Consider the following 17,211-nt stretch of genomic DNA (forward strand, 5'->3'; position numbering starts at 1 on the left):
CGGTCGCCGCTGTCTCGGCGATCCGACGGGGGAGAGCAGTATGGCGCCGATTATCCGCGGCACCCGGATCGTGCATGACGGCTGGAGCCGGTTTCTCGTCGCGGAAGTGACGATGGCCGACGGCACACGCCTGGCGCGCGAGATCGAGGATCACGGACGGGCCGCCGCGGTACTGCCCTACGATCCGACGCGCCGGGTCGCCCTGCTGGTCGAGCAGTTTCGGACGCCGGCATTCTATGCCGCCGGGGTCACGTCCGTGCTCGAGGCTCCGGCCGGCCTTCTCGACGAATCGGAGCCCGAGGACGGGGCGCGCCGCGAGGCCTACGAGGAGACCGGGGTCCGCCTCGGCGCCCTCGAAGCCGTCGCCTGCGGCTGGAGCATGCCCGGGATCTCGACCGAGCAGATGGACCTGTTCCTCGCCCCCTACGAGGCACATGACCGGGTCGGACCCGGCGGCGGCCTGATCGGGGAGCACGAGGACATCACCGTCCGGGAGATGCCCCTCGGTGAACTCGCGGCCATGACGGATCGGGGCGAGGTCACCGACATCAAGACCCTGGCACTGATCCTCGCCCTCCGGGTGCGCCACCCGCACCTGTTCGCCACAGCCTGACCGGTGCGAAGGCCTCAGGGGGTGTCGGGCGCACGCCGTGCGTTCGAGGCGGGGCGGGGCGGGGTCGGATGCGGGCGCGGTCGGGTTTTCCGGCCCAGGGACCGGCGCAGGACGATGCCGAACAGGCCCCAGGAGCGCACGAAGTAGCGGCGGAATAGCCGGTGCGGGGCATGCCAGAACCGGAAGAACCATTCGAGGCCGACGCGCTGTATCAGGGCCGGCGCGCGGGGTACCAGCCCGGCCGCGACGTTGAGGGCTTCGCCGACCGCCAAGACCACCGGGCTGCCGAGCCTTGTCCCTTGGCGGTCGACCCAGATCTCCGAGCGCGGCGCACCGACGCCGAGGACGAGCAGCGTGGTGCCGTGGGTCCGCACCGCGGCGCAGAGGTCCGCGCTGTAGGCGTCGTCGTTCTCGAATCCGAAGGGCGGCACCGTGAAGGCGATCGATGCCCTCGGCGCGCCTTCGGAAACCAGGCGTTCGGTCAGGTGCAAGCCGACCGCTTCGGTGGAGCAGACGAGAAAGATCTGCCGGCCGGCCGGCCAGGGGTCGGCGAAGGCCGCCGCGATGAGGTCGTGGCCGGTCACCCTCTGCACCGTCGCGCCGCCACAGAGCCGCGCCATCCAGACGAGGGGCATGCCGTCCAGCGTATGGGCGACGGCGCCGTCATAGGCTTTTCGGAACGCCGCGTTCTCCGACAACGTGACGATGTGGTCGAGGTTGGCGGTGACGATCAGGCGCGGGCGCGTCGCGGGCTGCCGCACCGAGGTCGCGAGGATGTCGGCGGCCGTTCCGGGTGTGAACGTGATGTCGAACAAGCGAAGGCTCATGTCATCACCTGTGTGGCTCGTCGCGCGCCAGCCGGGCGAGGCGGAGCTCGAAACCCGGAGCCGCTCTGTTTCGGCTCGGCAGGAGTCTGCCCGGGAGCGGTTTGGGAAGATCGATCGAAGGTCTCGGGGCGAACGAAGGGGCTGTCAGGCATCGACGGCTCGGAAGCTGCGCGCGCCGGTCGACACGCTCGGCCGGAGACGCTGGGCGACGCGGCGGTCGCGACGGGCTCCGAGCCAGAGGGCGGCACCCGCACCGAGGCCGAGGCCGAGCAGCAGCGCGAGGGGCAGCACCAGCTTCGGGGAGGGCGGCCAGGTCCGGGTCCGCGGCGGCGTCGCCGTGGAGATGACGCGCACGTTGGAGCTGTTCAGCCGCTCCTGCTCGTTGGTCTCACGCGACCGGCGAAGGAAGGCCTCGTAGATCGACCGGCGTGCCTCGAGCTCCCGCTCGAGCTCGCGCAGGCCGACATTGGCGCGATCGTTTCCGGCCGTCTCGGTCTTGGCCCGGTCCAGACTCCGGCGAACGGCGGCCTCGCCGGCGACGGCGCGGTCGTAATCCTTCTGCGAGGTGTCGATGATGCGCTCCTTCTCGCGCTGGATCAGGCGCTGGAGGTCGCGCTGCTGGGCGTATTGGTCGGCCATGGCGGGATGGCGGTCGCCGAGCCGGGCCGCGAGTTCGGCGGTGTTGCGTGACAGCGTCGCGTATTGCTGCCGCAGGTTCTGCATCTCGAGGGATTGCAGCATCTCCGGCAGCGCGGTCCCGGCCTCGCCGGTGCGCATGTGGCGTGCCTGGTCCAGGCGCGCCTTCGCCTCCGCCGTCTTCAGGGTGGCGGTGACGAGTTGCTGGTTCAGATCGCTGAGCTGCTGGTCGCTGAGGAGGCGCCCGCTCGAGGTCACGAGTTTGTTCGTCACCCGGTACTGCAGGACTTTGCGCTCGGCCTCCTCGACCGCCTGACGCAGGGTCGTGAGGCGGCCGGTCAGGGCCTCCGAGGCCCGGCGCGCGGCGTCGGTGCGCGCCGCCGCGTCCTCGGCGAAATAGGCATCCGCGATGGCGTTGGCGATCCGGGCCGACTTTTCCGGGTCCTTGGTCTGGACGTAGACGTCGATGACGAAGGTCCGTTCGGCCCGCCGCACGCCGAGCTTCAGGCGAAGGTTGTCGAGGGCGAGGTTGACCGGATCGCGGCTCGCCGGCGGCGGGTCCATGCCGAGGAGCGCCTTGATGCGCAGGACCAGCGGGTTGGTCGACGGTTCGGGGACGAACTCGTCGTCCTGGGTCAGGTCCAGCCGTTCGATCACGCGCCGCAGGACGTTGTCGGACTGCATCACCCGCGTCTGGCTCTCCGCGATCGAGACGCCGCTGTCGGCCTGAGGCTGGCGATTGCTGAGGTCGTTGGCGATCACGGGAAGATCGGCCGGATCGACGAGGATCTGGGTGACTGCGGTGTAGGTCGGGGTCATCGCGCCGAGAAGTAAGACCGCGAGGACGACGGCCGCGAAGCCGCCGAGCAGGATCACGCCCGTGCCGCGCCAGAGGCGACGCAGGATCAAGCCGCCGTCGAGACCCTCTCGGCCCTTCGTCTCGATGATCACCGGCTCACCGTGGACCGGGCTTCCGAAGTCGAACATCTGTCTCGTCTCCCGACCTGGTCGCTGCCCCCGGCGGTTCTGTCTTGCCGCCGTGAGGCATCCCGTCCCATTTCAGCTTCGATCTGTGTCAGGGCGGGACAGACGCTTCATGGCACACCACCGATCTCGTCCCATGCGCAGTTCACGTGCCAGCGGGCTTCCGGTCGGGGGCGTTTCAAAGACGGACATCCACGTTGTTCCCGTAGAGGCCAGGATTCGAAAAGATATTGGAAAGATTAGGCCTACGGACAGGTTGAGATCTGCGTAGTCGGGCCGACTCGGATCGCTTCCCTGTGCACAACTCCTTCCGGATTCAGTCTGGCCCACCACTCCGGGGTGGCATGACCCTGTCCCGCGCCGCCTCATAGGCGGACGGTCCGACCGCGAGGAAACTCGCGAAACATGTCGCGTCGCCGGCGGCGAGACGGTTCCAGCGTGCGACGTTGACGCGCGAGGCACCCGGTACGGCCGTGAAGGCGGAACTACGAATCCACGATAGGATCGAGGCCGCGGACCCGTCGGGATCGGACGGTTCGATGTGCAGCCCCGAGCCGGCCAGGACCTCGGAGAAGACGGGCCCGCGCGGTGCCGCGACGGGGAGTCCGCCGTGCTGCGCTTCGAGCAGCGGCAGCCCGAGCCCTTCCGCCTTCGACGTCGAGAGGAGGAGGTGGCATCGGGCCGCGAGATTGCGGATCGCCCCATCGTCCAGGTAGCCATGCAGGGTCAGGAAGGGCGGCGGCGCAGCCAGGAAGGCGTGGTCGCCCCACCCGACACGGCCCACCAGGTGGAGTTCCGCCTGGACGCCCATTCCGTTCAGGGCCGCGACGATCGCGATCGACGCGGGGTAGTCCTTTCGCGGCTCGACGGTCCCGATGCAGAGGAGTCGGAGCGGTTCACCGGGATCGTGGATCCGGAGCGGTGGCAGGTCGGCGAGACCGAACACGTCGTGAACGGTGGGCCTGAGCAGGGCCACCAGCGCCTCGCGGGCACAGAGTGCGCGCACCGCTTCGCCGGTGGTGACCGAGTTGACGAGGAAGTAGCGTCCGTAGCGCAGGGCGAAGGCGAAGCTCGGCGCCATGTAGAGGCGGCTCCGCCAGTTGAGGTCCTGCGGCCGCGTCAGCAGGAAGGTGTCGTGGACATAGGTGATGCAGTGCCGGCGCCGCAGGACCGCGAGGGGACTCGGCGGAAACCCGGGAAACACGAACAGCGCCGAGGGATCTCGCAGGGCACGCAGCGGCAGGCCGATATGCTGGGCCGCGATCATCCCGGCGATGCCCTTCGCGCGGATCGCGGTGACGGCGTGCGGAGACAGGGTCTCGGGCGTGAACAGGTCGAGGGCGACGCGCTCGATCCCGGTGACGTGCCGGCGCAGATGCGTATGGTCGAGGTAGATGTGCCGTGGTGCGGTCGCGCGGCCGGTCATCGGGCGTCCCACCCCAGGCGCGTCCGGGTCACGGCCGCCGCGTAGAGCAGGCCGCGCAGCCATCGCGGCATGTCCCGACCGACGACGGCATGCTTGGCCCGGCGGGCGAAGCGAATGATCCCTGAGGCATCGCTCGGGATCAGGCCCGTCCGCCCCGGCGCCCGGTCCAGCGCCATGGCGAAGGCGGACAGCATCTCCGGTGCGAAGCGGATGCGTCGGGCAACCGTCGACGGTTGCAGCAGGCCCTGTGCGACGAGCACGTCGTTCAGGCGCATCGCGGCGGCGGCAGGACTGTTGCGGCTTTCCAGGGCGATCCGCCCGAGGGTGCCGAGCCGTCGGCGCTCGGGGGCGTCCGCGAGCAGGTCCAGCAACGCCGCCTCCAGCGCGCCGGGCTCGGTCGCCACGAGGCGGCCGGAGATCCCGTCGATCACCGCCGTCGCCAGTCCGGTCGCCCGGTAAGCGACGGTCGGGGTTCCGCAGAGGCCGGCTTCCACGGGCGTCTGGCCGAACGTCTCCTGGCGGCTCGCCGTGACATAGAGATCGCAGGCGCCGTACCAGGCGGCCAAGGTCTCCTCGTCCACGATGGACCCGGCCGCGATCAGGTTCGGGATTCCAAGGGAGGCCGGATCATCGAGACGTCCCACGGCGACGAAGCGAAGCCCCGGCCGGGCGATCCGGCGAAGGGTTTCGGTGAGTTCGGCCGTCCCTTTGCCGGGCGCATCCGCGATGACCGCAGCGAACAGGACGAGGGTCTCGTCGAGGGGCAGGCCGAGGGTGCGGCGCAGAGCTTCGCGCGGTTGAAGCCGGAACACACTGGTGGGGAAGGCGAGATCGATGCGGGCGACCGCCGTCCCGCGCGGTGACAGGGCACGCGCTGCCGCCTCGGTCCACTCGGATGCGGCGAGCAGGACCGGGCCGTCGGGACCGGCCAGGACCGCCCGCTTTTCCGCGAAGATTTCGGCGATCCGGCGAGACGCGAGCTGCGGATAGGCATCGGGCGTCGGGCAACGGGCGTCGCAACCCTCCGCGATGATCGGGCATCCATCGGGCGAGGCGCAGCGCCCCGTGACGGGGAACAGGTCGTGCAGCATGGCGGCGACGGGCACGGCACGTCCGAGGCGATGCAGGATCGTGGTGCGACGGGTCGCTCCGTGGAGATTGCCGGCCAGGACCAGATCGTAGCCGCCCTGTACCAAGGCTTCTTCCGTCCGTGGAAACGCCTCGACCCACTCCGCCGCGGCCGGCGGCGATTCTGCCGAGAGGCGATGCTCATCGACGCGATGGCCCGCCAGAACCAGGGCATCGGTCAGGCGTCGGTGGGCGATGCCGGCTCCGCCGATGTTGCCCCTGTCGGTCAGGCTGGCCACCGAGAGACCGGCCGGCATCGGCGGTGCGGCCCGGCCGGGCTGGTACTGCAGGAGAATCGGCCGGCCGACGCGGGCGAGCGTCGCGTCCTGGCCGACGAGCCGGGGCCAGAGCGCGGCGACGGGGTGGTCGGCCATGGGATCGAGACCGCCGGCGCGCTGGACGCAGGCACGCGCCAGCAGGACTTCGCCTCCGGTGAAGGGGGCCAGTGAACCGTCCGGCGGATCGGGATCGATCAGCCTTCCCGGCGCCGCCGCGGGCGCATCGAGGCCGAAGGGGGCGGTGTCGAAGACGACGCGCAGGCCGACGATCAGATCGGCCCCGCTGAGAACCCGCTGCAGGGCGAGGGCCGCCAGGGCATCGGGGGCCAGGAGATCGCCCGGGCGGAGCAGGATCAGGCCGTCGCAGCCCTCGTCCGAGACGATGGCGGCGAGCGAGGCCGTCGCGTCGATTCGCGAGATCAGGTCATGACGGAGGTTTGGATAGCCTTGGGCCGCGACGGAGGCGCGGGTGGCGGCGAGTTCGTCGGAGGCGCCCTCGACGAGCGTGAGGACCCGCAAGCACGGCCAGGAACGGCCCGGCAAAGGTTGGGCGGGCAGGACGGACGCTGCACGTTGGAACGGCCACGCGGCGATTCCGTGGGCGCGCGGTCCGAAGCGGTCCGCCGCCCGAACGGTGCCGGGGTTCGCGCCGGAGCTGTCGGGTGGTTCCGTCACACTGCGCCGATCATCGCTCACGCATGCGCCGCCGAAACCATCGGGGGCTCGTTGGGCCGAGGATGCGGTGGAGAGTTGAATCTTCCGTGAGCGCAAAGCCGGATCTCGGCGAGCATCGATCCGGCCCGCCTCACGAAGGTCGTCGCCCGCTCGCGCAGGTCCGGGTGGCTGACGCTGAAGATGGAAGTGGTCTTGCCGACAAGAATGCCGGCCGAAGGACCGTTCGCGCGCATCGGCATCGGACACATCCGGCCAGCATACGCCAGCGGGGATGGACGCGATCGTCTCTGAGGATCTCGGGAAAAGGCGAAGCCTTGGGAAATCAAACTGGTCGGAGTGGCAGGATTTGAACCTGCGACCCCCACGTCCCGAACGTGGGTACGTTCGGTGTCCGTCCCCGCGGGGGTTTCGGTTTCCCCTCTACACCGCGACTGGTTTCGCATTCGTTCATTCACGTTCATGCGCCGCAATCCGTGGCCGTCGGGACCAAACCTGTGGCCGACATGTGGCCCGAGAACGTTTGTGGACCGCCGCCGTGACAGTGCCAAGGCCCCTCCGCACCCGCCCGGGCTTGCCCTTGGGCTCCGACGGCGCGAGGTTCGGTGCATGCCTGATCGTCCCGGCCGCCCCGGTGAACGCGTTGCCGACCTCTACCCCATCGAGGACGGCCCCGGATCCGGGCGCCTCGTCGAGCTCACCGTGCGCGTGCTCGTGGGGACCGAGCGGTCGACCGTCATCGTGGCCGACCCGGTGACGGGGAGGGCCCTTGCCCACCAGGTCGTCCCGCACGGGGCGGAGGCTGACACGGCGGCCGCCGCGGTTGCGTCCCTAGTGGAGGACAGGATCGCAGGGGGAGCGCCGAGATGGCTGATACGACCGAAGCCCGCCCGTCCCGAGAGGAGCGCCTCGCGCGGCTGTCCCCCGAGGACCGCGCCGCCGTCGAGGTCTGGAGCCTCGGCCGCCGGGCACGGGACCTGGCCGCCGCCGGGGATCCGGACGCGCCCGCGGCGGAGGCGGCCTTCTGGGAGGCGGAGGCCGCCGCGATCGAGGCCGAGATCCTGATGCGGCGGGTCAACGTCGAGGACCTGAAGGCCCGGTACCCGGTGCTCGCCCGGGACGCCGAGGTCACCGTCGGCGTGGGCTGGCAGCCGATCCTGGAAGCCCTGTTCGATCGGCTCGCCGGCATGAGCGTCGTCGTCCCCCTCGTCCGGGAGAAGTTCGGCGGGCTCGACGCCAAGTTCTACCCGGTCGGTGCCTGGGTCCATGCGGAGTTCGACGCCATGGACGGGATCAAGGAACCGGTTAGGGAGGCGGCGCTTCGGACCTGCGAGGCCTGCGGGGCGCCGGGCACCATGCGGCGGGACGGCCGGTGGCGGACCCGGTGCGATCGGCATGCCGCCATGTGAAACCAGATTAAGACGGATCGCCGTTTCTGTCTTAATCCGGTTTCAAATGGGAGAGCCCCTCCGGCCTACTGTTGCTGGGCTACCCAAAGGTTGTCAGTGGGACGGGGGTATCTGACAGCGCTGAAGGCATTTGATGGCAGTTCCCTGTCAAATCAGGCTTTGCAGCGGATATGAGAGCATTGACGCGGACGCCTCGACGGCGATGCGGGCGGCTCAGGCCGCCGCCACAACCGGAAGCTCTTCGAGCCGGGTCGTGTACCGGGGGGAGCGCATCTCGAACTTTGTCGACCAGTCCCGCTTGGGCGCAAACCCTGCCGTGCCTGGTACGACCGCTCCCCGTCCGAAGCGGCGATTGCAGGCGTCGAGCGCCTCCATAAGAGCCGCGCCCATCTCGCGGTCGATCTGTCCTAGGCCGGGCATGGCTCGCTGCGACGAGACGAGAGGCGCCAAGTCGGTCGTCACGACCCCGGCCTTGGAATAGCGGTACCCGTCCCGCCACGTCTTCCGGACGCCGTGGGTCGCGGCCTTCACGAGCGCGAGCGAGTCGTTGGTCGCTTCCGGCAACGTGACGACGGTCGAGACCGAGCGCTGTGGCCGGCCCCGGTCGTGCTCCGAGGTGTGAAAGAAGACCGTGACGTGGTTGGTCGCCAACCCTTCGCGCCGGAGCTTCTCGCCGAGCCTGGACGCATGCGTCGCCACGGCCTGCTCCATGGTGGCCCGGTCCTCGACCCGTTCCGAGAAGGACCGGGTGACCGCGCAGCCCTTCCGGGTCGCCGCCAACGTCTCCAGGTCGAGGCAGGCCGTCCCGCGCAGCTCGTGCACAAGGCGCTCGCCCACGACAGTCATGGCCATGCGGGCGGCGCGCGGGTCGAGGTCGCGCACGTCCGCGGCGCTGTCGCATCCCAGCGCCTCCAGGCGCCGGGCGTTCGCCGGGCCCACCCCCCAGATGTCGGCCACCGGCACCCGGATGATCCAATGGTCGTACTGCTCGGGATCGGTCAGGTCGCACACGCCCCCCAGCGCGGGATTTTTTTTCGCGATGTGGTTGGCGAGCTTCGCGAGGGTCTTCGTGGAGCCGATCCCGACGCAGGTGGGGATCCCCGTCCAGGCCCTGACGGTCTCGCGCATGTCTCGGCAGAGGATCGCCCGCTCGGCAGGGCGCACATCCGAGATGTCCAAAAAACTCTCGTCGATGGAGTAGATTTCGATGCGGGGGGAGAACCCCTGGTAGACGGCGTTCACCCGGGCGGACATGTCGCCGTAGAGGGCGTAGTTCGAGGAGTAGACCCGCACGCCCTTCTGCCGGCACATGTGGCGGATCTTGAACCACGGCTCGCCCATGCCGATGCCGAGCGCCTTGGCCTCGTTGGTCCGGGCGATGGCGCAGCCGTCGTTGTTCGACAGCACGATCACCGGCAGCTTCGCCAGGCGCGCATCGAAGACCCGCTCGCACGAGCAGTAGAAGCTGTTGCCGTCCGAGAGGGCGTAGGCCCGGGCGCTCATTCCGAGCGGCGCCTCGGGCTCACCGAGCTGGAGACCACGCCCCAGACCTCGATGACGGCGTCGGGCGAGAGCCGGAACTCCGGGAAGCGCGGGTTGGCGAAATGCAGGGTCACCCGGGGGCCCTGGCGCTTCCAGACCTTGAAGGAGCGCTCGCCGTCGATGTCGACCACGACGACGTCGCCGTTGCGCGGGGTCAGCGAGCGGTCGACGACGGCGAGATCCCCGTCGTGCAGGCGGGCCAGCAGCATGCTGTCTCCGGCCACGCGCACCAGGAAGGTCGCCGGCCGGCTCACGATCAGCAGGCGCTGGAGGTCGATCTCCTCCTCGATGAAATCGTCGGCCGGGCTGGGGAAGCCGGCCCGCACGGGCGTCGCCAGGAGGGGGACCGGCATGGGGAAGCCGATAACGACGTCGTAGACCTGCATGCCCGCGCTCCGCGAATCCTTCGGAACAAAAGCAGAACACATTGGCCGGGTTCCGCACAAGCGGCCACGCTTGCGGCGACGGAAATAGGGGGCAACCTATGGACGGACCCTGGAACGGTCTACGTCACCCGGAGGGAGCCGTGCGCGTGTCCCGTGATACGGACCCACCCCGCACGCAGGCAGGCTCGGCGCCGCTCCATCGTGTCAAAGAAGACACACGAAGCGGGCGACGACCCGGGACGTACCGGTACGCTTAACCTAAGCGCCAACCCGCACGTCGAGCGCGCTGGCTGAAGCTTTCCAACGGGGGTATGCTAATCAGCGTATTCGTGAACGGCAAGGCATCATCCATGACCCCGGCGACCTTCGGGTCTTACATCGTCAGCCAACGCAAGGCGAAGGGCATAAGCCAGAAGGACCTTGCGGCCCGCATCGCGCGGGAGGAGGACGGCAAGCCCATTTCCGCGCAATACCTGAACGACATCGAGCGGGATCGCCGCAATCCCACTTCCGACCACATCATCACCCAGTTCGCGACCGCGCTGGACGTCTCGCCGGAGTACCTTTTCTATCTGGCCGGAACCCTGCCGAAGTATGCGCGCGATGCGGGCGTCAGTCCCGAGACGGCCACCCAGATCATCAGCGCGTTCAGGAAAAGCGGCGGGTAGGGGAGCGGCCATGGTGATGATGGTGCCGGACGAGACGAGGCGGTTCCGCAGGCGGCCGCACTTCAGGCAGGAGGAGATCGATCGCGAATGCGAGACGCTCGTGGCCGGTTTCCTCATGCGCCACAGGGGCAAGGTCGAGTACCCGATCTCGACCGATGACCTGACCGTGCTCATCGAGCAGCATGTCGACGTGTTGGACGTCTACGCCGACCTCACGCCGGACGGACACGACGTCGAGGGGGTGACCCGCTTCAAGAGCGGCGCGATCCCCGACATCGAGATCTCCAAGCCCCTGTCGACCGATACCCGCCGCGAGAACCGGTACAGGACGACGCTGGCGCACGAGCTTGGGCATGTCCGTCTCCACGACGGGCTTTTCCAGGCGGCCTTCACTCCCGGCGACATGTTCGAACATGCCCGCGAGCATCGCCTGGTCTGCAAGCGCGATACGATGCTCGATGCGCCGAAAGGCGACTGGCTCGAATGGCAGGCCTGCTACGCCTCGGGCAGCTACCTCATGCCCGTCGGCGCGATCCGGGGCCTGCTCGCACCCATCCTCGCCGCCCAGGACGCCCTGGCGCCGTACCAGGTCGGCGAGGGCGTATCCGATGCGATGATCGAGGCGCTGCGGGCTCGTTTCCAGGTCTCAAGGGACGCGGCACGCGTGCGCCTCCTGAAGCTGAACTACATCAGTTCCACGCCCAGGGTCCCGACGCTTTTCGGCTGACCCCGTTCGTTCGAACGGGGCTGTTGACTCCTTCCTCAGACCCGAACTACGCTGATCAGCATATCGGCGATTCGGCATAGCGAGATGCGGTCGTCGGAGCGGCGCGCCCCGATAGCGGCGGGCCTGGCCCCTCGTACCGAAAGAACGACATGAACCGCATGACGCCGAACTTCGAGACCGATCCCCTTGCGGAACCGCTCGATGCCCTCCTCATCGATATCGCCGTGCGCGTGCAGCTTCCGCCGGGATTGCACGAAAAGGCGTGCGGACGCGGCGAATCGGTCTGCAAGCACATGGAACGCGACGGGAGCTCCCTGAAGGACCGGGTCCGGCGCTTCTATCCGCAGGGGTCGATGGCCATCGACGCCACCATCTCCACGCGAGGGACGGACGAGGAGTACGACCTCGACTACGTCGCGGAACTCGACGTCCACCACGAGGCTCCCCCCGGGGCGGTCCTCGACCTCGTCCACGCGGCCCTGCGCGACTACCCGACCTCCAAACCGGTCGAGCGTCAGACCCGGTGCGTCACGGTCTTCTTCGCCGACGGCATGCACGTCGACGTCACCCCATCCTCGCTCCTGCCGCATGGGGCGGAACGGGAAAGCCACATTTTCCATAGCAGTCCCGACAGGCCCTCGCACGAAGGGCGGCACGTGCCGATGAACGCCTACGGGTTCGGCGGCTGGTACAACCAGCTCACGCCCGTCGAACGTCGCTTCGCCGATGCCGTCAACCGGCGGATCTACGAGGCCGCCGGCATCGAGATCCGTGCCGACGCCCAGTTCGACGAGGTCCCAGGCCAAGTGCCGCTGATCGTCAAAAGCGTGACCACCGTCGCGCTCCAGTTGCTCAAGAGGCATCGCAACGTAATCTACGCGGGCTTCGAGGGCCGCATCCCGCCGTCGGTGATGCTGAGCTGCATCGCCGGCCATTCGGCGAGCCCCGGCACACCGCTTTCCGACATAGTGATCCGGCTGTGCCGCACGATCGCGCGGATGATCCACGCCGCCTCGGCCAGGCGGGAGAAGGTCTCGGTCGTGAACCCCGTCTATGCCGACGACCGGTTCACCGATCGCTGGCCCGAGAACCTCGGGCAGCAGGACGGATACGCCGCACATCTCACCAGGCTCGCCGACGGTCTGGAAGCCATCCGCCGGGGGGCCTCCCTGGAGGATGCGCAGGATTGGCTGCGCCTTCAATTCGGGGACTCCGTCGTCTCCCGATCGATGAAGGCGTTCAACCTGCGGCTCGGCAGCGGCATCCGCCACTCCGCGCAGGCCTACACGCCCCGCGGCGCCCTCTACGTGCCGAGCGCACCCCGCATCATCGGAGCCGGGGCGGCTTCCGCTTCGATGCCGGCCGCGGCGCGCGCCCATACCTTCATGGGGGACCTCCGGCGGTGAAAGGCTTCCCGAGCATCGCCGACCAGGCCGCCGCTATGCTGCGGCTCTGGCCCTCCTTCCGCATGCACCGGATCGACGATCGGTCCGCGACTTGGAGCGGGCCGATGCGACCCCTCATGGCGCGCTACGAGATCGAGGTCCTCTACAGGGTTCCCCTCATCGTCGAGAGGTTCGCTCTCCTGCGCCAGCAGCCGAGGGTGCGTGTCGTCTCGCCGGAACTCAGGCGTCGGAACGGCGACCCCGAGGGAAAACTGCCCCACGTCTATTGGGACGCCCGGGACAATCCGAGCCTGTGCCTGTTCGACTTCGAGACCTCCCAGTGGACGCCCTTCGACCTGATCGCCGAGACGACGTTGCGTTGGTCCGTGGATTGGCTGGTTTGCTACGAGGGATGGAGAGCGACCGGCGAATGGACCGGCGGCGGACGTCACCTCCAACTCGCACGGGCAGGGAACTGACATGACTTACGTTCCGCCCCGGCGTTCCGACGACACCCACCAAGGCCGCCGGATCCGCCAACCATGGCCCGCCGACAGGCCCTTCCGCATCCTCTCGATCGATGGCGGGGGGATCTGCGGCATCCTTCCGGCCTCGGTCCTGGCCGAACTCGAACACCGCTTCCTCGGCGGCAGGTCGATCGCCGGCCATTTCGACATGATCGCCGGAACGAGCACCGGCGGCATCATCGCCCTTGGCCTCGCCCATGGCCGGACGGCCGGCGACGTGCGCGACATCTACGTCGAACGTGGATCGAACATCTTCCCGCCACCCACCCGGGTCGGCCGCATCGTGCGATCGCTGCGGCGAACCCATCGCTACGCATACGACCGCGCGCCGCTGGAGGAGGAGCTGCTCCGGATCTTCGGCGACGCCCCCTTCGGCGATGCACGGACGAGACTTTGCATCCCCTCGTTCGAAGGTCGGCATGGGGAGCCATGGATCTTCAAGACGCCGCATCATCCGGATTACCGGAAGGACCGCTTCGAACGCATGGTGAAGGTCGGCCTCTCGACCGCCGCCGCCCCAACCTACTTCGAGGCGCTTCCGAACAACGGCTACGTGATGGTCGACGGCGGTCTTTGGGCCAATAACCCGGTCATGAACGCGCTCGTCGACGCGCTCGCGTGCTACGATGTCGGGCGAGGCCAGATCGAGATCCTCAGCCTCGGCTGCGGCGAGACGGCGTTCACGGTCGACCAGGCGAAGGCGCGGGGCGGCCTCTTCCAGTGGAAGGGGGTCATCCTCGCGGCGATGCGGGCGCAGTCCCACAACGCCCTCGGCCAGGCCGGCCTCCTCGTCGGCAAGGACCGGGTCATGCGGATCGATGCGCCCGAGAGCTCGAACGCGATCGCCCTGGACGATCATCGCCGGGCCACCGCGGAGCTTCCGGCCATGGCCCGATCCCTCGTCGAGGCGTCGGGCCGCGAGATCGCGAGGGTCTTCCTCGGCGACGAGGCGGCTCCCTATACCCCCTGTCCCCTCCCTCTCTAGGAGGGCCCCCGGCCGAGGGTCGGCCATTCCGGGTCCGCGCGTCACGATGCGGGCGGTCGGCCATCCGGCAGGTCCAGCCGCCCGCGCAGCCGTCCCATCTCCGCCTCCGCCACGCCGAGCCGAGCCGGACCGGGCCGGGCCGGGCCGGGCCAGGGCCTCGTCCGACGCCCGCATCCGCGCGGCAATCGTTTCCCGCTGCCGGAATTAGAAAAGGCGGACCGAGCATTCAGGTTGGTGGTTGTCACGATCATGAAGGGCAGGCGAACAAGGCAGGGGAAGCGGTAGGATACGGGCGGAACCCCCGCGCGCTTCCGGCTGCGGCCGGACCCACCACCCATGCCGAAGTCGCCTCGCTCCTCGAGCGTGGACGGGCCAATGGATGAGACCGCGTTGCGCCTCCGGGCCTTTTTCGACCTGCACCGGGAGTGGCCCGAAACCGGTCAGGATCCAGCCGCGCACACCCGCAGGTCCGCATACCGGGCGAAGGCCTATGCCTGCCGGATGTTGATGCGACGGACGGCGCCGCAGGACGTGGGACGGGGCGACGACCTTTCGCGGGCGTGCCCGCAGCGCCTATGGCATGGGTTCACCAACGACGGGCGAACCTCGTCGTCGACCGTCGTCAGATTCTGATCTGGGACCCGATCTCCACGGCGCGGTCGACCGGGATGCGGAAATAGCGCGACGCGTCCGTGGCCGCCTGTGCCATCGCGATGTAGATCCGGTCCTGCCAGACCGGCATCCCGGTCTCCGACGACGCCACCAGGACGCGCCGGGTCAGGAAGTAGGATAGCTCGCCCCTGTCCAGGCCGGCCTGCGCCAACGCCGCCGGAAGGTCGGGGAGTTCCATGAACCCGAACCGGACGCTGGCCCGGCTGACGGTCTCAGACAACTGCTCGACCCGGACGCGCTCCCCGCCGACGATGCGCGGCGTATCCTCCGTCACGACCGTCACGATGATGTTCTCCGCGTGAAGTACGCGGTTGTGCCTTACGTTGTGCAGCAGGGCGCCGGGCGTGTCGCCGAGCGTGCCGGTCAGGAAGACGGCCGTTCCAGGCACGCGCTGGATCGTCCCGTTCGTGGCCGTCCCGATGAAGTCGGAGAGGGGGAGACGGTCGCGGTGGATCTCCCTGGTGATGAAGAGGGAGCCGGTGCGCCACGTCCACATCATCGTCACGAGCACAGCACCCACCAGCAGGGGAAGCCAGCCCCCGTCGAGGAGCTTGAGGGCGTTGCCCGTCAGGAACACGCCCTCGATGAGCAGGAACGGCGCCAGGACCAAGGCCGCGACCGCCGGCGACCACTTCCACGCCTTCCACGCCACGACGAAGACCAGCGCCGTCGTGATGACCATGTTGCCGGTGACCGCGATCCCGTAGGCCGCAGCCAGTGCGGTGGAGGACTTGAACAGCACCACCAGGAAGACGACCGCCACGAGCAGCCACCAATTCACCTGCGGGATGTAGATCTGGCCCCTCTCAGTCTCGGAGGTACGCAGGACCCGCATGCGCGGCAGCAGCCCCAGCTGCATCGCCTGCTGGGTGATGGAGAACGCCCCCGTGATGACCGCCTGGCTCGCGATGACGGTGGCCATCGTGGCCAGCAGCACCATCGGGACCAGGGCCCAGGATGGGTAGAGCAGGAAGAATGGGTTCTCCATGTTCTCCGGGTGGGCGAGCAGCATGGCGCCCTGTCCGAGGTAGTTGAGGGCGAGGGCCGGAAAGACGAGGCCGAACCATGCCGTCCGGATCGGCCCTCCGCCGAAATGGCCCATGTCCGCGTACAGCGCCTCTGCGCCGGTGACGGCGAGGAACACGGCGCCGAGGACCAGCAGGCTCGCGCTTCCGTGGCCTAGGAGGAAGCTCACGCCGTACGCCGGATTGAAGGCATGGAGGATGCCGGGTTCGCCGGCGAGATGGATCAAGCCGCCAACCGCCATGGCAAGGAACCAAAGGGCCGTGATGGGGCCAAAGAACGTGGCAACCCGGGCGGTCCCATGGCTCTGGACGACGAAGACGCCGATCAGGATGGCCAGGCTGAGTGGCAGCACGAAGGGTTCGAAGGTCGGCGTGACGAGCTTCAGGCCCTCGACCGCGGACAGGACGGAGATGGCCGGGGTGATGATGGCGTCGCCGTAGAACAAGGCTGCGCCGGCCATGCCGATCAGGATGACGGCCCCGCCCTGGTGGCCAAGTGCGCGTTGCGCCAGGGCGACGAGGGACAGCGTGCCGCCCTCGCCGTCGTTGTCCGCCCGCAGGACGATCAGCACGTACTTGACGGTCACGATGAGGATCAGCGCCCACAGGATCAGCGAGATCACGCCCAGGATGATCTCGCGGGTCAGCGCATGGTGCCCTGCGCCACCGGTGGCCGCATGGAGCGACTCCTTCAGAGCGTAGAGCGGGCTGGTGCCGATGTCGCCGTAGACCACCCCGACGGAACCGAGGGTGAGGGTCCAAAAGCCGGCTCCCGGCGCATGTCCAGTCCCGGCCTCCGATGGCCTCGGCGATGGGACGGGGGTCGTGACGCTGGTGGGCATGGGTCGTGTCCCTTGGCTTGGCCACCGGTCATCACCGCGGCCCGGCTATAACGGCCAAGCCTCCAGGATTGTTCGTCGCCCGCGCAAGCGCCGTCGCCCTGGCGGTCGAACCGAAATCCTTATGCGAATGTCCATCGGTCCATCTCGATCCCTTATGCGGGTTCGAGGATGTTCGCCTGCCTTATCCGCGGCGCAGGGTCGAACCATCTCCATGAACGTCTTCGTACGACGCCAAGCCCCGACGGAGCCGCTGCCGTCCCGGCAAGAGGCGCCACGTGACGAACGCCATTCCTTCGACCGGCAACCGACGCGGGACCGACTTCGCAACATCCGCTCGCAGTGCCGTACCTGCGGCGTGCGCTTCCACGGCTTCCACCTCGGCAACGACGGCGTCGTCCAGGCTGACCGCTCCGTATGGAGGGCGGCCTGTCCGAGATCCGTGCAAGCCGAGTGCCCCGTCGGCTGCCCGGAGCTTCGCC

The 17,211-nt window shown here is 68.8% G+C and carries 15 protein-coding genes and 1 tRNA gene; 7 read left to right on the top strand and 9 right to left on the bottom strand.

The features are described 5' to 3' along the window. The first annotated feature begins 40 nt into the window (after window positions 1–40). The gene (locus tag AC0IWM_RS10095) at window positions 41–613 is read left to right on the top strand and encodes an NUDIX domain-containing protein (protein WP_471754809.1); all 573 of its coding nucleotides are present in this window, start codon (window positions 41–43) and stop codon (window positions 611–613) included. 14 nt (window positions 614–627) lie between these two features. Here AC0IWM_RS10095 and AC0IWM_RS10100 read toward each other — a convergent pair whose 3' ends face one another. The 6 genes from AC0IWM_RS10100 to AC0IWM_RS10125 all read right to left on the bottom strand — a co-directional run bounded on the left by AC0IWM_RS10100 (window position 628) and on the right by AC0IWM_RS10125 (window position 6,997). Then, window positions 628–1,440, bottom strand: a complete 813-nt coding sequence (locus AC0IWM_RS10100) for a WecB/TagA/CpsF family glycosyltransferase (RefSeq protein WP_471754811.1) — start codon at window positions 1,438–1,440, stop codon at window positions 628–630. Between the two features lie 144 nt (window positions 1,441–1,584). Further along, on the bottom strand, window positions 1,585–3,063 hold the full coding sequence (locus AC0IWM_RS10105) for a GumC family protein (RefSeq protein WP_471754813.1): 1,479 nt from the start codon (window positions 3,061–3,063) through the stop codon (window positions 1,585–1,587). Between the two features lie 313 nt (window positions 3,064–3,376). Then, window positions 3,377–4,486 carry a glycosyltransferase gene (locus AC0IWM_RS10110; RefSeq protein ID WP_471754815.1) on the bottom strand — a complete coding sequence of 370 codons (1,110 nt, stop codon included), beginning with the start codon at window positions 4,484–4,486 and terminating at the stop codon, window positions 3,377–3,379. Further along, complete coding sequence (locus tag AC0IWM_RS10115) at window positions 4,483–6,411, bottom strand: glycosyltransferase (protein WP_471754817.1); 1,929 nt, start codon at window positions 6,409–6,411, stop codon at window positions 4,483–4,485. The genes AC0IWM_RS10110 and AC0IWM_RS10115 overlap by 4 nt, the downstream gene beginning before the upstream one ends. Window positions 6,412–6,584: 173 nt before the next feature. Then, window positions 6,585–6,806, bottom strand: a complete 222-nt coding sequence (locus AC0IWM_RS10120; protein ID WP_471754819.1) for a hypothetical protein — start codon at window positions 6,804–6,806, stop codon at window positions 6,585–6,587. 89 nt (window positions 6,807–6,895) lie between these two features. Then, window positions 6,896–6,997: transfer RNA gene (locus AC0IWM_RS10125), tRNA-Leu, on the bottom strand. A 433-nt stretch (window positions 6,998–7,430) separates the two neighbouring features. Between AC0IWM_RS10125 and AC0IWM_RS10130 the strand changes: the two genes are divergently transcribed. Next, on the top strand, window positions 7,431–7,973 hold the full coding sequence (locus tag AC0IWM_RS10130) for a hypothetical protein (protein ID WP_056354917.1): 543 nt from the start codon (window positions 7,431–7,433) through the stop codon (window positions 7,971–7,973). 213 nt (window positions 7,974–8,186) lie between these two features. On the opposite strand, the gene AC0IWM_RS10135 is transcribed toward AC0IWM_RS10130, so the two are convergent. Further along, a complete protein-coding gene (locus AC0IWM_RS10135) occupies window positions 8,187–9,476 on the bottom strand; it encodes a Y-family DNA polymerase (protein WP_056354919.1) in 1,290 nt (429 codons plus the stop codon). Further along, the gene (locus tag AC0IWM_RS10140) at window positions 9,473–9,901 is read right to left on the bottom strand and encodes a LexA family protein (RefSeq protein ID WP_056354922.1); all 429 of its coding nucleotides are present in this window, start codon (window positions 9,899–9,901) and stop codon (window positions 9,473–9,475) included. The genes AC0IWM_RS10135 and AC0IWM_RS10140 overlap by 4 nt, the downstream gene beginning before the upstream one ends. A gap of 350 nt (window positions 9,902–10,251) precedes the next feature. Here AC0IWM_RS10140 and AC0IWM_RS10145 point away from each other — a divergent pair, with 350 nt between their 5' ends. The 5 genes from AC0IWM_RS10145 (at window position 10,252) to AC0IWM_RS10165 (ending at window position 14,193) form a co-directional block, all read left to right on the top strand. Continuing rightward, window positions 10,252–10,569 (top strand): helix-turn-helix domain-containing protein, encoded by a 318-nt coding sequence (locus tag AC0IWM_RS10145; protein ID WP_056355282.1) that lies wholly within the window; start codon window positions 10,252–10,254, stop codon window positions 10,567–10,569. Window positions 10,570–10,579: 10 nt separating this feature from the next. Continuing rightward, window positions 10,580–11,296 (top strand): ImmA/IrrE family metallo-endopeptidase, encoded by a 717-nt coding sequence (locus tag AC0IWM_RS10150; RefSeq protein WP_056354925.1) that lies wholly within the window; start codon window positions 10,580–10,582, stop codon window positions 11,294–11,296. Between the two features lie 158 nt (window positions 11,297–11,454). Beyond that, window positions 11,455–12,702 carry a nucleotidyltransferase domain-containing protein gene (locus tag AC0IWM_RS10155; RefSeq protein ID WP_471754869.1) on the top strand — a complete coding sequence of 416 codons (1,248 nt, stop codon included), beginning with the start codon at window positions 11,455–11,457 and terminating at the stop codon, window positions 12,700–12,702. A 35-nt stretch (window positions 12,703–12,737) separates the two neighbouring features. Next, on the top strand, window positions 12,738–13,160 hold the full coding sequence (locus tag AC0IWM_RS10160) for a type II CBASS E2 protein (RefSeq protein ID WP_056355285.1): 423 nt from the start codon (window positions 12,738–12,740) through the stop codon (window positions 13,158–13,160). Window position 13,161: 1 nt separating this feature from the next. Next, the gene (locus tag AC0IWM_RS10165) at window positions 13,162–14,193 is read left to right on the top strand and encodes a CBASS cGAMP-activated phospholipase (protein ID WP_056354931.1); all 1,032 of its coding nucleotides are present in this window, start codon (window positions 13,162–13,164) and stop codon (window positions 14,191–14,193) included. 622 nt (window positions 14,194–14,815) lie between these two features. On the opposite strand, the gene AC0IWM_RS10170 is transcribed toward AC0IWM_RS10165, so the two are convergent. Further along, a complete protein-coding gene (locus AC0IWM_RS10170; RefSeq protein WP_056354937.1) occupies window positions 14,816–16,732 on the bottom strand; it encodes a potassium transporter Kup in 1,917 nt (638 codons plus the stop codon). Window positions 16,733–17,211 lie beyond the last annotated feature (479 nt).

The organism is Methylobacterium sp. AC433 (assembly GCF_979253015.1).